Source organism: Thermomicrobiales bacterium, from assembly GCA_041390825.1.
Classification (GTDB): Bacteria; Chloroflexota; Chloroflexia; order Thermomicrobiales; family UBA6265; genus JAMLHN01.
The window spans coordinates 47,411-61,074 of record JAWKPF010000008.1 but is presented as its reverse complement, the minus strand read 5'-3'; the positions used below and the strand labels follow the sequence as shown (position 1 = coordinate 61,074).

Below are 13,664 nucleotides of genomic sequence, written 5' to 3'. Positions count from 1 at the left end.
TGTTCGAGGCGGTGCTTGGTGGAATCGGAAATGTCGAAATATCGATCGGTGTTTCCTGACGGCCAGCCGCTTGTCGGCATGACCGTGCTGAGTGTTCGATCCTTCGACCCGACTTTGGAGTCTCTATTGGGCCGATTCTCGTCACGGCCAGCTCGCTCCGCCGGTAGTTGGCCGTTTTCAGAATGGGATCGGCGAGTTTCTTGGAGCGACCTGCAAGATGACGTACCCGTGAAAGTGCTCTTCCGCTGGGCAAATCTCCATCTTTGCCCGCTGGGAGCAGCGATGTCTGCCGATGGAGGTGAAACGTGGGAGTGGAACTGGGAATGATCTTCACGCGCGACTCCTCCTCCGCTCGATAGCCTGGTCCTGGCATCCCCATGTCCAGTCTGACGTCGTCGTTTCACGCGCAGGAGCAAGCGCGACCTTTCGATCGGCGCCCGCGAGCAAGCGTTCTGGAATGAGCACGCCGCGTTCATCGATGACCTCGTCGAGCCCTTGGGTAATCGTGCTGGGCGGACCGTTCCCCGACGATGGCGGCGCGATGATCGTAGTTCGCGCCGAAAGCGAAGCCGATGTTCGTGCTCGTCTCGACCCGGATCCCTGGTACCGCTACGGGATTCTCGAGCTCGCCGGCGTGCACCGCTGGGAAGTCTTTATCGACAGGTTTGAACCTGCTAGAGCAGTTGCGGAAGCATGCGCTCCTGGACCGATGTCCTCGCATGATGGCAGTCTAGCAGCACAGTCGGCGGCACTCGAACGGGCATGTTCGCAGACCAGCTCGAGCCCTGGAGGCTGGCCGCTCCGCTGTCACTGACAACCAGGAAATCACCAGCGGAATCGGGAAGAGCGCCACCGTAGACACGACCAACAACACGACGGCACGCCCACAACCCGGTGCTGAGCGACGCTGGCGTATCGCTGCCACCGATGCCACGAATGTCCACAGGAGGCCGATCAACGCCAGCGCGCTTCCGACTGTCGGCACGAGTTCAGAAGGGCGAAAACGATGAGCGGGGCACTGGCAAATCCAAGCGGCGCGGCGATCGAGCGCCAGGTCCGCCGATTGCGGCTAAAGCCGGTTCCACAAGAAACAGATGATGGCTGCCTGTACCGCCCAAATCATCCAGGCCCCATCCGGCATCGGCACCGCGCCCGCCAGCGCGGCGAGGACATCGCTCTCCCGGGTGACTTGGATAGCTGTTCCAGTTGACGTCCACACTGAGGCTGGGCGAATCGCCGTCGACAAGATAGACGATGGCGCTCGCCAGCGGCCCCGGATCACCGCGATCGCTTGCGGCAAGGCGTTCGGCACGAACGGAAGCTCTCGAAACGTGTCCCCGTTCAACCTGAGCGCGCCGAGGAGCGCCGCCCGAATCGTCCCAGCCAAACGGCGGTTGGTTCGCTCCGGAAACCGGTCAGACGAACGCCGCAACGGCAAAGATGCAGATGCAGGAGGGTCAGGGCCAGGAAATACCGAGCCCAATCGAAGCGATCAGGATCGTGGCAAATGCGCGCAACTTGCTTATTCTGAAGGTCTGCTCATGGCCACGATCTGCGCCGCGAACGACCAGAGCCCGATGCTTCCGATGATGAACCCGAGCACGGGAATGGGCATCGGATCAGCGGGAATCCCGGCGCGGGGAGGCAAACCCCAGCGGACGAGCGACTTCCGCCACTGGATTTCGGTTTCAGGCCTCAACATCTTCACCGCGGAAGATGACGGCGGCGATGACCCAGAAGATGAGTGCGACGATCGCGACGCCAATACCCGAGAGCAACGGCCCGAAAAACGAATTCGTCACCGTGTACGAGTCGCCATCGCCAAACTCGATCGTCTGGCCTCGCAGCTCTGCGAACTGGGAGATCCGGAAAGTCCGGTCAGCACGACGACGATGGCCGCCTGGGTCATGGCGCTCGGATCGCGGCGCACTTCATCGAAGATCGGCCGACTCAACTTCACCGATCCAGCGACTCGGTCGAAGAACAGATGCGACGGCTGCGCAGACGCCGGCGCAGGCGCCGGTGGCAAGTAGCTCATCGAATGCTCCCGTCTTCCCCATTCGCCGGATGCCCGTATGGCGAACGTGCGCAATGATGCCAGATTGGGCCAGGGTTCAGACCAACTACGTCGCCAGCTGTTGCCCATCGGGCAGCAGGTCAGTCGTGCGCTCCGGGATGCTTGCCAGACGGGGGCATCAGGTTGATCGCCGCACACTGGCACGACGTAGCCCGGTCAGCATGAGCAGCAGTCGCGCACCACCAGCTTGCCGGAACGTGCCTTCCCGGCCTCGTTGGCATTGCCGGAAAACGAATACTGCGACTTGGCGACGCAGATTGGCAATTGCCCGAACCCGGCCTTTTTCGTACCGCGCCAGCGCAGCCAGGCACTTCCTGCCGGTGAGTCGATCTCTTCGACACCGTACATCGCCGCCGCGACCTTGGCAATCTTTTCCGGGAGCGAGTCATCTGGCTCATAGAGCCGCACAGGCAACGGATCGCACAGCACCAGCCATCCACCAACCGCGCCAGTTCTTCCGCGTCCTCGCCGCCCGTCCCGTAGACGTCGGCCACCGCTACCCCAAACGCGCCTGCAGCTATGGCCAGCCTGCGGCGGCTGAGCTCGTAGCCTCGGTGGTGAAACGTTGAAATCGCGACCACCGCCGAATCTGACCGGGCGGCATTTCAATGATGGTCTTCTGGAAGTGTGCAGCCAGCTTTGTGGGTTCGGAAGATGCTCGTCATCGATCCTCATCGTCATTGGACAACCCTGCCGGAATAATGGTTGGTGCTTCAACGCGCAGATGTTGACCTGCCAGCGCTGCGTCAGCGCCGAAGGCCGCTCATGGTGCCTTCACGTCGCCGACTTCTCGGAAATCCGGAATCGCGCGGCGCCTGGCGCCAGCTGGTGATCGTCTGCCGACCAGGCCTACCTGAATGACGTGGTCGACAGCCAGCGCCACATTCCAGAACGGTCCCGCATGCGCAAAGCGCAGGATAACCCTCTCCCGATCTGCGGGCTGCAGGCCTGAGCGCATCCTGTCGGACCAGTATCGCCCGGCAGCATCCCGATATCCTCCATGTCTGGTGGCCGTCTTCAGTCCGCCGTCCTGACCGCCCGGCCGAGGCATATCTGATCGGCGCGCCAGCCAGGCAGCCAGCCGGATCGGCTGGCGACCTCGCTCGCGGCCGTGGTGAAGGCCAGGTCGATAACAGGACCGTTCGCCACATCTCCAGACCGATGTCGATCGTCGTGGCGCGCGGCGGATGTTCATGCCATCGATCGCCGCGGCCAGAATTGGTTTCGATCCCCAGCGCGTTCGCTGAGATGCGGGGTGGAATTTGCCGTCCAGCCACCACCGAAGCCTGCGGCGCCAGACGATGTGCGCCGCGATCACCGCATCATCGTCGCTAAATGCAAATTCCATGTCGACCATCGAAGCAAGTTGATCGGCCTCGCCCGCGTAACGCCGACCTGCCAGCGATGGCCCATCGAAGCGACTGCCGCAACGCGACGATCGCTTTCAGCAGCAGATACGCCGGCATCCACACGCCAGCCATTGCCACTCGTCGTGCCGCCTTCGCCAAACAGCGTCAGCGTGATCGACGTCACCACCAGATACCGACGCGTTTAATCGGTAGCGTTCGCGGACATCGGATGGATCTTTGCGCGTAGTGACCGTAGGATCGAGGTCGTTTGGGTCAACCCAACCTCGGCGGCGACATCGACAATGGAGCGCATGTGGACGAGGAGCACCTTTCGATTGCTGCGACACCTGGCAGCGCCTCGGGAACGTCGAGAGGATGACACGCGGCTGGGACACCGGGATGAGTGACATGAAAAGAGCGGGAGGCGTCGCCGCCGCTCCCGCCGTTCAGTGATCTGTTGAGACGCTCGTCGGGCTAGACCCCCGGATTCTCCGCGTTGTAGACCGAGAACGGACCCATCCGATGCGCAGCGCGCCCGTGTCGGGCCGGAGTGGGATCAGCCTCGATCGTGTAGTCGCCCATGCGACCGGCGGTGAAAGCTCTCGCCCTCGACCCCCTGAATGGCGCCGGTTTCCAGCAAGTACGCGGCGTAATACGTCACGTAGCCAAGATCGACGAAGCTCCAGAGCGCGAACTCGGGGCGCAACCGTTGTCCAGGTACGCCTTCATCTCTTCAGGCGGTCCGAGACCGGAAACCTTGACCTGGTCGCAAAGACCTTCGTCCTGCATCGCCTTGGCAGCCGCGACGATACCGACCGACGTCGGAGCCATGATCAGCTCCATGTCCCGAGTACTTGTCGACCAGCGCCAGCGCCTGGTTGTAGCTCTCCTCGGACTCGTCATTGCCATAGACAATGTCGAGCAGTTCGAGATTCGCATAGGCGTCCGTGGCGAGCACCTCTTCGAGCGAAGCAATCCAGGCATTCTGGTTGGCGGCATCCGGTGTGGCCGAAAGCACCGCGAACTTGCCGCCATCCTCGCCGAGGATCGAGTGCCATCCGCCATCACTGACCGGTTTCAGCGAAGTCGACCTGTGCGACGAAGAGCGATTCGCCACGCCGCTGGGGATCGGCGAATCCCAGGTGACGACGTCCGCCGCCAGCCACCGCTGCAGCCACAGCCGGGTCGATCTGGTCGCCGGCGTTGTTCGAAAGCATGACCACGTCATACCCTCCGCTGGCGCGTTGGTCACGAACTCGATCTGCCCCGCGGCGCTGTTGTCCGCGGTTGGGCCAGCGAAGTCGAGCTTGCCGGGATTCTGCAGCTCGGCATGCGCTTCCTGCGCGCCCTGGTTTGCCTGATCGAAGACCGAGATGCCAAGGAACTTGGGCGGAGCATCATGTTGACTTCCTGCCCTGGCGTAGCTACCGCAACCCCGCCGCTGGGACTGGCTACCGGGCTCTGCGCCGATACGGTGGCCGCGATTGTCGGCATGAATGGGCCAACTGCGGCTGACAAGAGAAGTGTGCGACGTTTCATCTGCGTACCTCCATGTTCTTCATCGAAACAGACGTTCCTTCGCGTATCCACGAGTTTGCGGGGCACCTCCTCTCAGTCGGCGCCTTGCGCGGTCACTTCCGCGCGAGGGCCTGCACCTGCGGGTCGGTTATCCGGCGAACATGACCGCGCGCCCGCGACGCCAGGTTCGGAATCAGCACAGAGAATGAGCAGCAAGCCGATCACGCCGGTCTGGGTATTGCCGGTGATGCCGCCAATCGTCGTACCGTTGCGCAAGTTGAGCACGAGCAGGATAGAGAGAAAAGACACCCACCATCGAACCGATGCCGCCGAAGATGCTGACACCGCCCAACAAGACGATGGTGATGATGTCCAGCTCCATTCCCTGCGCGGTGCTGGAGCGGACGCACTCAGCCGGGCAGCGTAGAGAATGCCGGCCATCGACGAAATCAATCCACTCATGGCAAAGATGATGCGGGTGCGCACCACCGGAACCCGGAAAAGACGGCAACCCGCGCGTTGGATCCAATGGTGTAGACCCGCCGTCCGAAACCGCTGAAATGCAGTATCACCGTGGCAATCGCCGCCATGACAAAGAAGACCATGATGGAGAACGTGATCGGGCCAACGATACCGCCTGTCCCATCCGCTCGAACCAATGCGGGAAATCTCAGCGACTTGTCTTCGATCAAGGCCAGCGCCAGCCCACGAAACCCGATATACCCAGCCAACGTCACCGCAAGGAGTTGATTCCCACTTTCGCGACGAAGAATCCGTTCATCGTGCCGGCGCAAGGCCGACCAGCAGCGCGATCGCAATCGCCAAGGCATGTTCCAGCCCGAATCATGCATCGTGGCAATGGCCGCGAACCCAGCCCCCATCATCGACGCAACCGAAAGATCGATCGCACTTTGATCACGAACGTCATGATCAGCGCGACGATCGCTACTCTCGACTGCTGAGGAGCTGAGCAAGTTGATCTGATTCTGAACCGTCAGGAAGTTCGAAACCTGCGTGATGTTGTAGATCAGCACCACGATCAGGCAGCCAAGCAGCAACGCTTCCCACCGGCGCAGATAGCGGTGAAGTGTCAGTCCGCTCCATCAGCCTTCCTTCTGGCGAGAGCGCCGAGCCGAGGCGCCGCTCTGTCGCGCCGGCAGGTGTTCACCCAGGCTTCCCGCAACTTGGCCAGCACGACGGCATCGACCGTGATGGCGATCAGATGAGCAACCCGAGAATCGCATCGCGCACGAACTCGCTGGAGGCCCGACCAGCGCAACAAGCTCTGCTGCATCACCTCGATCAGCATCGACCCCGAGCAGGACGCCAAAGAGCGTGCCCTGACCGCCGAGAATACTGACCCCGCCAACCACCACCGCGGCCACCACCTGCAGTTCGAGTCCCCGAGCGGCAGTGACCGTGACGTTCCCAAAACGGACCAGATAAAGGAATCCTGCTGAGACCAGCCAGTCCGGCCAAGCAGATGACGAACGCGGAAAAGACATCTCGCTGCGCTGGGAGACTCCTGCGATGCGCGCGCCGTCCGATTCGCCGAGCCGATAGCGTAGAGCCGGCGCCCGAACGGCAAGAACCGCAGGACCAAATAACGGCAATCAGCACGACCAGCGCGATCGCAACCATGGCCCGCAGGTCGTAATCCGCCACCGAAACAACCGTGTTGCTCGGAAAGGAGCCGACCCAGCCCGGCAAATCGTCCGTGGTGACGGTCTCTGGCGCTGAAATCTCCACGAGCACGACGCGATAGATCGCCAACGTGCCCAACGTTGTGATGATGGCCGGCACGCCGCCATAGGCCACCAGCGTCGTTGATCGCGCCCCGCTTAACCCACATCCGGAGCGCACTGCCAGCGCGGCCGTGATCCAGGGAGAAACATCGTTCCCGTCAGGAATGTGCCGACCACATAGGCCGTCAGCCCAACGGTCGACGACACCGACAGATCACGCAGCGTCAGCACCACCATCATTTCCGCCTGACCGCGACGACCAGCGGGATCGCCAGTCCGACCTGCAGGACGGTTGATCGAGCGCGGATCGAAGTAGTTGGAATCTGGCTCCAGAAAAAGAGCAGCGCGCCGAGCGTAACGAGCAGCAGGATCAATTCGCGAAACTGCCTTGCCGGATATGTCGCAGGATGCGATCAGTCACCCGTGCTGCTCCCGGCATCGATCAGGGCATCGACTGCCTCCATTGCCGCCGCGCGCCAGTGTCGTCCAATTCCGGAGCCTGTCCCATAGCGTGCGCCAGGACCTTCTTGCGTCGCCTCGACTGATCCAGAATCGCCATCTGGCGCCTCGCGCATGATCAGGATCCGGTCGCTCATGGCCAGCACTTCGGGCAGATCGGAACTGATGAGCATGATCGCCATCCCCTGCCCCGCCAGCTCGTCGATCAGTTGATGTACCTCCACTTTCGCTCCGACGTCGAGCACCGCGCGTCGGCTCGTCCAGGATCAGCACCTTCGGATGCGGCTCTCAGCCACTTGCTGATGACGACCTTCTGCTGTGGTTGCCGCCCGACAAAGTGCGCCCGTTGGCGTTCCGACCAGGCTGCGTGATCTTGAGCAGCAGAAGTGGTAGTTTCAGCGACCTGGTCTGTTCGTCCTTCTTGACCAACCCGAACCGGTCCAGGAACCGCTGCAGCGACGGCAAGACGATGTTGTTGGAAATCGATTGCCCCATGATCGCCCGTGAGCTGGAAGTGCCGGTCTTCTTCGTGCTGTATGCGATTCCCAGATCGAGCGCCTGGCGTGGACTCGTGACATTGGCCGCGAAGTTGCCCATCGAGAGTGACCGTGCCCCGAATCTGGTCGGGGCGATGCCAAAGAGCGCCAACCCGACATCGGTGCGCCGCGCGCCGACCAAACCCGCGAATCCGAGCACTTCCCCGGCGCGAATCTCGAACGAGATGTCTTCGAATGCGCCAGTCTTGTCAACCCTCGACGGCGAGCCGCACCACCGGGCGCACGGTGTTCCCGGTGAAAGACTCCACAACCTGCCGTCCGACCATGTCCCGAATCGCCATGCGCGAGTCAGCTCGGACCGTGGGCGCGCTGACCACCGACCGTCGCGCAAGATCGTGACCGTATCGGAAATCTCGAAAACCTTCGTCCATGCGGCGGTGCGAGATGAAGAGAATCGCAACCTGCGCCCGCAGGTTGCTGATGATGCGGAAGAGCCGCCGGACTTCATGCGCGGAGAGCGAGGCGGTCGGTTCGTCCATGATGAGCACGCGCACGTCGAGCGAGATCGCCTTGGCAATTTCGACTGTCTGTTGCTCTGCCAGGGTCAATCCGCGTGCTGGCTCGTCGACTTCGATCTGCACCTTGCCGATCGAGCACTCGCGCGCTTCGCGCTCCATACGGCGCCGGTCGACGATCTTCCTCATTGCGGTGCCCGATGAAGATGTTCGCGACCGAAAGATCGGGAAAGATCATCGGCTCCTGGTACATCGCGGCGATGCTGAACCGTTGCGCATCCTGCGCGGAGGCAAGACGGATCTCCTGCCCGTCGAGCAGAATCTCCCCGGTGTCTTGCCGCTGCACCCCGGTCATGATCTTGATGAGTGTCGACTTGCCGGCCCTGTTTTCACCCAGCAGCGCGTGCACCTCGCCGCGCCGCAACTGCAGCGAGACGCCAGAGAGCGCTTGCGGTGGCTCCGAAGCGCTTCGAAATGTTCACCATCTCGGAGCACGAGCGAACCCGGCGAGGCAGCCGCTCCACCGTCGCCGGCAACTGCTGCGTCTGCCTGCCGATCGCTCACAATGCGAATCCCGTGTGCTGGCGACGTCGCCAATCGAGATCGAGTACCATTGTCCTGAAACTGGAAGCTGGGGCCAATCCACCATGGCCCGCTGGGGATGGGCGCGCGGATAACGTCTGACGCGCCCACAATCTCATGAAGGTGAATCGATGCGCTTCTCACCTCGACTCGTTGCGGTAGTCGCGCTGTTCCTATCTGGGGTGCACCTGTTTGCGCCGGTCAGCCGGGCTGCCAACGATGTCATCCCGTCCGATGCCGGCAGGTCGAGCTCATCCGCGGCCATCGACGGCGACACGATCGATGTCGATTTCGATCTCGGCCCAGGCGAGGATCGGGACTGTATCCGCATGATCGGCATCGACGCCGGAAACAAACTACCTCTACGGCAACGAACCCGAGTATGGCGAGGAAGCCAGCAAGAAGACCGACAGCCTCCTGGTGGCGTCATCCGAGATCTGGGTCGAGCGGGGACGAAGACCCGGTCGACAACAACGACCGCCTCTTGCGATATGTCTGGTACATCTCGGAGATCGATGGCAAGGTTCACCTGCTGAACGAGCAGCCGGTCGCCGAGGATATGCCACCGCGCGCTACTACGCCCCAACGTCTCGCCACCAGGATCGGCTCGACGCGGCAAGACAACGCCATCCGCGAGGGTCGCGGCATGTGGATTCCCTGCCTGCGACGCCTCGGTCAGCTCCTGACCCGAACCTGGAAGACGACAACGTTCCCGACACCGCCCCGATCGCACCAAAACACCCGCCTAGCACAGCGAGGAAATCTGCTCCTTCTTCGACACCTGGGTCGAAGCGTATGACTTCTGGCTCGAGTTCCCAGAGCTCGATTCCGACTTCGACCCGGACGGTAATGGCATCCCCTGCGACCGGTACTTCGATACTGGCAGCTAACCCAATGCCAATCTAATGAGCTTCTGTCGGCGTTCCACTCCCAGGCGACGCGCCGCTCTTCCAGCGCGCCCGGCGCTTCTTGCCGAACCGCCGCCAATGTGGATGCATTGGATGTTTGCGGAGCGCCAATTGGCAACGCTGCCTCGCTTTCGGCAGCTTCCCTGTACCAGGCGCAAGAACTCCTCGGGTCCGCCTTCCGCGGGGCGCCGAAATGGCCTGGGGCGTACCTTCTTCCACGATGACACCATGATCCATGAAGACAACCTGATCGGCCACCTGCCGCGCAAATCCCATCTTCGTGCGTGACGACTGCCATCATGCCCTGCTCGGCGAGCTGGCGCATGATCTCCAGCACTTCTCCAACCAGTTCGGGATCGAGCGCGCTTGTCGCCCGTCGAAGAGCATGACCTCCGGGTCCATCGCCACCCGCGCGCGCGATTACACATCGTTGCTGCCCACCGGAAAGCTCCTCCGGGATACTGATCGGCTTTCTCCGCCAAGCCGACTGCGCCAGCAATCGCCGCGCGATCTGCTCGGCGTCGGCCTTTTTCATCTTTTCACCTGCACCGGAGCTTTCCATGATGTTCTGCAAGGCGGTGTAGTGGGGAAAGAGATTGAACCGTTGGAAGACCATTCCGATCTTCTGCCGGGCCGCCGTGATCTGCCGCATGGGATAGTTCTTGATCCTGCCATCGACCACGTCGCGATAGACGTTCTGACCGTCCAGCAGAATGCGCCCTTGTTCCGGCTGCTCCAGACGAGGTTGATGCATCGCAAGGTCGATTTGCCACTCCCCGACGTGACCGATGATGCAAACCACCTCGCCGCGATCGATCGACAGCGAGACCCCGCGAAGCACATGGGTCTCGCTGAAACTCTTGTGAATTCCATCGAGCTGATCATCGGCATGCGACGGTCGCTCGGTGTGAGTTGCACCGAAGGAGCGCCGCCAACTGGCCGCCGTCGGTAGCCGCTTCGCGTTCGCCGCTCGAGATACCGGACGAGCAATGCCGGGTAGCCAACCAGGAAGTAAGAAGAGCACCATCGAGTAGATGGTGAAGTAGTCAGGTGCGAGTAATGATGACTTGCCCGCCGGAACAACAACTCTTGCAGCGTCAATGCCGATGCAAGCGACGTGTCCTTGAACAGCGCCACGAAGTAGTTGCCCAATGTCGGGATCACGATCCGACCGCCTGCGGCAACACAATGCGTCGCATCGTCTGCGCCGGACTCATCCCTGTGCCGCCGCGGCGTCAAGTTGACCTCGCGGAATCGCCTGGATGCCAGACCGGTAGACCTCGAGAGATAGGCCGAATAGTTGAGACTCCTAATCCGATGATCGAGGCTACGAACGGCTCCAGCCGAATGCCAAATGCCGGCAGAACGAAAAAGAGATAGATCAGTTGCAACAACAGCGGGTCGCCCGCATGAAATCGACGTACGCGCCGGTCACGATCCGGAGCGTTCGATGTTTCGATGCGCGCCAGGGCAACGAAAATGCCCATGACCAGCGAGATCGCAATCACGATAAACGTCATCGACGGTGAGCTTGAGCCCTTCGAGCAATGCAGGCCACGATTCCCGGCGCAAGTCTCTAATCGAAAACCGCTCCCGACGAACAACAATGCCTTTCCGGGAGAAACGCTCGAGAGCACCGCAGACCGCGGTCCCAGCATTGCGCCGGGACCGCGGTCTGCTCAATGACTAGGAGACGCCGGGCAGATAGACGTTGTCCACCGGCAAGCCATACTCGGCGAGAATCTGCCGATCATCCCGTTCGCCCGCATTTCCGCCAGCGCCCGTGAATAGGCGAAGTTCAGCGTGCAGTCATCCTGCCGCAGACCGTAGCGAGCGTAGCTGTAGCCATACTCGGTGACGAGAATCTCGGGAGTCTCGACATCGAGCGCCACCAGATTGCTGCTGTCATTCAGGAGATAGGCCGCGAACTTGGTGTCGTCCTCGAGAATGACGTTGACGCGTCCCTGCTCACCGGCGGCGAACTCGGCGGTGTTGTCCTGGAACGTCACCGCATCCGCGCTGATATAGGCAAGGTATTCCGCAGCAGCCGAACCTGCGACCGCGCCCACGGTGATGCCATCCCGGGTGAGATCGTCATAGGACTGAATGTTGTCCGGATTGCCATCCTGACGATGAGCGCCGGGCCATACCACCAGGCCGGGCCGGTGAAACCGATGACCTTCAGTCGGTCCGGGGTTTCATGGATGTTGTCCGCGATGATGTCGATCGCCGGACTCGAGCATGGGGATCAGCGAACCCCAGGGCATGATCTCGTACGTCACATCCGATGCCGATCAGATCGAGCACCGCATTGTTGATGTCGATGTCGATCCCCGCGAACTCATCGTCAGGCGTGAGATACGTAGGGATAGTCTGGGCTCACGCCAGCGTGATTCCGTTCCTCGACTGCGTCCGCATAGGACGTGTCGGTGCAGGCGAAATTGGGCAGATTTGGCGCCGGAATCTCTCCACCGGACTTCAAGGTGTCTGCGCCAGGGCAGTGGGACTGATGAGCAGAAAGTGGCACGAGAACTTCCGCGATCAACTTTCGCATGAGATTGCTCCTTTGCAGAATGCCGTTTCACGACGACTCAATGAATCCCCAGGCTACAGGCCCGGATGTCTGCCCGTAATCCTCCTTCTGATCGATCGCCCGTCAGGCGATTCCACAACGACGGTGGAAGTATCACACGCTGGCACCGTGCTTTTGTTACGAGTTCCGGTGGATATGATTGGTCATACGCCACCCCTTCGTCATTTCGAGGAACGAAGACTCTCCTCGCCGCAACGAGTGTCTAGTTCGAGACCGTTTCAAGAACTATGACCAGTTTCGAGTCATCATGACAGAGGTCGGCATAGACGCAACGGACGCCTTCACCGACTCGTCTCAGGCCTCCGACCCAGGCCTGACTCCCAACAATCCGTCTCCTCGTAGAAACCCCAGCCGATCCCCGGCACGTCTGGCGGGGAGATGCAGCTGTCCCGCCCGATCCCCGGCTCGACCATGATCGGGTTGGTTTTGACAAGCGATTCGTACCAGGCGTGTATTCGGGATCGCGCAAGCGATGCACAGGTTCGCCATGCCGCCCCGTGCACCTCGGCGTATGCTGAACGCCTGCGCCAGATGCGCGATGCGCACGCGCCAGTGACACCGCCTTTCGTAGTGCGTGCTGGTGCGCACCATTTCAGCGGCGTCGAAGGCGATGAAATCGGCAATGTTGAAATGCGCGCCGTCCGACGTCTCGCCCGAAAGGCGGGAATATCGACCTTGTCCCGCAAGCGGCGATAGGCGTCGATATTGAACTCGCGCATCGCCCTCGTACCAGAAGAAACCGTTTCCGCCAACGCCCGCCCGACATAGATGGCATCGACCAGACCGAACCCGCCGAACCGTCGTACATCAGCTCGATATCAGGCTCGATACGCGCGCGCAGCGCCGGTTCAACCTGGCGTCCTGTTTCGGATCGCCCCAGGCATGCAGTTTGATGGCGCGGAACCCATAGTCGATGCACTGATCAAGATCTCGAGAAACTCTTCGATGGTGGAATAGGTCACCGTGCTGGCATAGAACGGGATGCGGTCGCGGAACCCTCCCAGCATCTTCCAGAGCGGCATATTGGCCACCTTGGCGCTGAGGTCCCAAAGGGCGATATCGACCAGGCCGAGACCATAGAGCGGCATTCCTTCCAGGCGGTCCATCTCCCAGACCCGGTGCCAGAGATATTCCTTCATCAGCGGGTCGAACCCGATCAGGTCTGGCCCGATGCTGCGATCGATCATGTCCTTCACCATCGCGCCGTGCGAGGAATAGGACACGCCGGTCACGCCCTCGTCGGTCTCGACCGTGATCTTGGCAACGTCCTGTTCTTTCCCGGACCCGCGCAGACCCTTCCGCCAGACGAACTGGTGCTTGACCGGCACGATCTCGGTCTCGACTGTGATCTTGGTGATCTTCATGTGACTCCCCTCTTGTGTGGTCCAGAGTCCAGAGCATCTTCACTGGACCCTGGACAC

The 13,664-nt window shown here is 61.5% G+C and carries 15 protein-coding genes; 2 read left to right on the top strand and 13 right to left on the bottom strand.

All coding sequences use genetic code 11. The features are described from left to right. The first annotated feature begins 1,541 nt into the window (after positions 1 to 1,541). Positions 1,542 to 2,033 (top strand): hypothetical protein, encoded by a 492-nt coding sequence (locus R2855_04655; GenBank protein MEZ4530303.1) that lies wholly within the window; start codon positions 1,542 to 1,544, stop codon positions 2,031 to 2,033. A gap of 200 nt (positions 2,034 to 2,233) precedes the next feature. On the opposite strand, the gene R2855_04650 is transcribed toward R2855_04655, so the two are convergent. The 10 genes from R2855_04650 to R2855_04605 form a co-directional block, all read right to left on the bottom strand. Then, positions 2,234 to 2,506: a formate--tetrahydrofolate ligase gene (locus R2855_04650; GenBank protein MEZ4530302.1), complete on the bottom strand. Its 273-nt coding sequence runs from the start codon at positions 2,504 to 2,506 to the stop codon at positions 2,234 to 2,236. 885 nt (positions 2,507 to 3,391) lie between these two features. Continuing rightward, complete coding sequence (locus R2855_04645; GenBank protein ID MEZ4530301.1) at positions 3,392 to 3,613, bottom strand: hypothetical protein; 222 nt, start codon at positions 3,611 to 3,613, stop codon at positions 3,392 to 3,394. 369 nt (positions 3,614 to 3,982) lie between these two features. Then, complete coding sequence (locus tag R2855_04640; GenBank protein ID MEZ4530300.1) at positions 3,983 to 4,132, bottom strand: hypothetical protein; 150 nt, start codon at positions 4,130 to 4,132, stop codon at positions 3,983 to 3,985. Positions 4,133 to 4,159: 27 nt separating this feature from the next. Beyond that, the gene (locus R2855_04635) at positions 4,160 to 4,678 is read right to left on the bottom strand and encodes a hypothetical protein (protein MEZ4530299.1); all 519 of its coding nucleotides are present in this window, start codon (positions 4,676 to 4,678) and stop codon (positions 4,160 to 4,162) included. Between the two features lie 459 nt (positions 4,679 to 5,137). Beyond that, positions 5,138 to 5,326: a hypothetical protein gene (locus tag R2855_04630; protein ID MEZ4530298.1), complete on the bottom strand. Its 189-nt coding sequence runs from the start codon at positions 5,324 to 5,326 to the stop codon at positions 5,138 to 5,140. A gap of 76 nt (positions 5,327 to 5,402) precedes the next feature. Further along, positions 5,403 to 6,002, bottom strand: coding sequence for a hypothetical protein (locus R2855_04625; protein MEZ4530297.1), 600 nt, complete (start codon positions 6,000 to 6,002; stop codon positions 5,403 to 5,405). 923 nt (positions 6,003 to 6,925) lie between these two features. Further along, the gene (locus R2855_04620) at positions 6,926 to 7,063 is read right to left on the bottom strand and encodes a hypothetical protein (protein MEZ4530296.1); all 138 of its coding nucleotides are present in this window, start codon (positions 7,061 to 7,063) and stop codon (positions 6,926 to 6,928) included. 39 nt (positions 7,064 to 7,102) lie between these two features. Continuing rightward, positions 7,103 to 7,393, bottom strand: a complete 291-nt coding sequence (locus R2855_04615) for a hypothetical protein (GenBank protein MEZ4530295.1) — start codon at positions 7,391 to 7,393, stop codon at positions 7,103 to 7,105. A gap of 43 nt (positions 7,394 to 7,436) precedes the next feature. Further along, positions 7,437 to 7,844: a hypothetical protein gene (locus tag R2855_04610; protein ID MEZ4530294.1), complete on the bottom strand. Its 408-nt coding sequence runs from the start codon at positions 7,842 to 7,844 to the stop codon at positions 7,437 to 7,439. A 49-nt stretch (positions 7,845 to 7,893) separates the two neighbouring features. Continuing rightward, positions 7,894 to 8,349, bottom strand: a complete 456-nt coding sequence (locus R2855_04605) for a hypothetical protein (GenBank protein MEZ4530293.1) — start codon at positions 8,347 to 8,349, stop codon at positions 7,894 to 7,896. 1,731 nt (positions 8,350 to 10,080) lie between these two features. On the opposite strand from R2855_04605, the gene R2855_04600 reads away from it, so the two are divergent. After that, entirely contained in the window at positions 10,081 to 10,602 is a 522-nt protein-coding gene (locus R2855_04600; GenBank protein ID MEZ4530292.1) for a hypothetical protein, read from the top strand. Between the two features lie 727 nt (positions 10,603 to 11,329). Here R2855_04600 and R2855_04595 read toward each other — a convergent pair. The 3 genes from R2855_04595 to R2855_04585 all read right to left on the bottom strand — a co-directional run bounded on the left by R2855_04595 (position 11,330) and on the right by R2855_04585 (position 13,607). Further along, the gene (locus tag R2855_04595; GenBank protein MEZ4530291.1) at positions 11,330 to 11,803 is read right to left on the bottom strand and encodes a transporter substrate-binding domain-containing protein; all 474 of its coding nucleotides are present in this window, start codon (positions 11,801 to 11,803) and stop codon (positions 11,330 to 11,332) included. A gap of 194 nt (positions 11,804 to 11,997) precedes the next feature. After that, positions 11,998 to 12,204, bottom strand: a complete 207-nt coding sequence (locus tag R2855_04590) for a hypothetical protein (GenBank protein ID MEZ4530290.1) — start codon at positions 12,202 to 12,204, stop codon at positions 11,998 to 12,000. A gap of 887 nt (positions 12,205 to 13,091) precedes the next feature. Beyond that, on the bottom strand, positions 13,092 to 13,607 hold the full coding sequence (locus tag R2855_04585) for a hypothetical protein (protein ID MEZ4530289.1): 516 nt from the start codon (positions 13,605 to 13,607) through the stop codon (positions 13,092 to 13,094). Between the last annotated feature and the right edge of the window lie 57 nt (positions 13,608 to 13,664).

What these genes read in the sequence shown, in the direction of transcription:
- R2855_04655 (MEZ4530303.1), top strand. Translation starts at nt 1,542, where the DNA reads ATGGCCACGATCTGCGCCGCGAACGACCAGAGCCCGATGCTTCCGATG.
- R2855_04605 (MEZ4530293.1), bottom strand. Translation starts at nt 8,349, where the DNA reads ATGAGGAAGATCGTCGACCGGCGCCGTATGGAGCGCGAAGCGCGCGAG.
- R2855_04585 (MEZ4530289.1), bottom strand. Translation starts at nt 13,607, where the DNA reads ATGAAGATCACCAAGATCACAGTCGAGACCGAGATCGTGCCGGTCAAG.
- R2855_04590 (MEZ4530290.1), bottom strand. Translation starts at nt 12,204, where the DNA reads ATGCGAAAGTTGATCGCGGAAGTTCTCGTGCCACTTTCTGCTCATCAG.
- R2855_04630 (MEZ4530298.1), bottom strand. Translation starts at nt 5,326, where the DNA reads ATGGAGCTGGACATCATCACCATCGTCTTGTTGGGCGGTGTCAGCATC.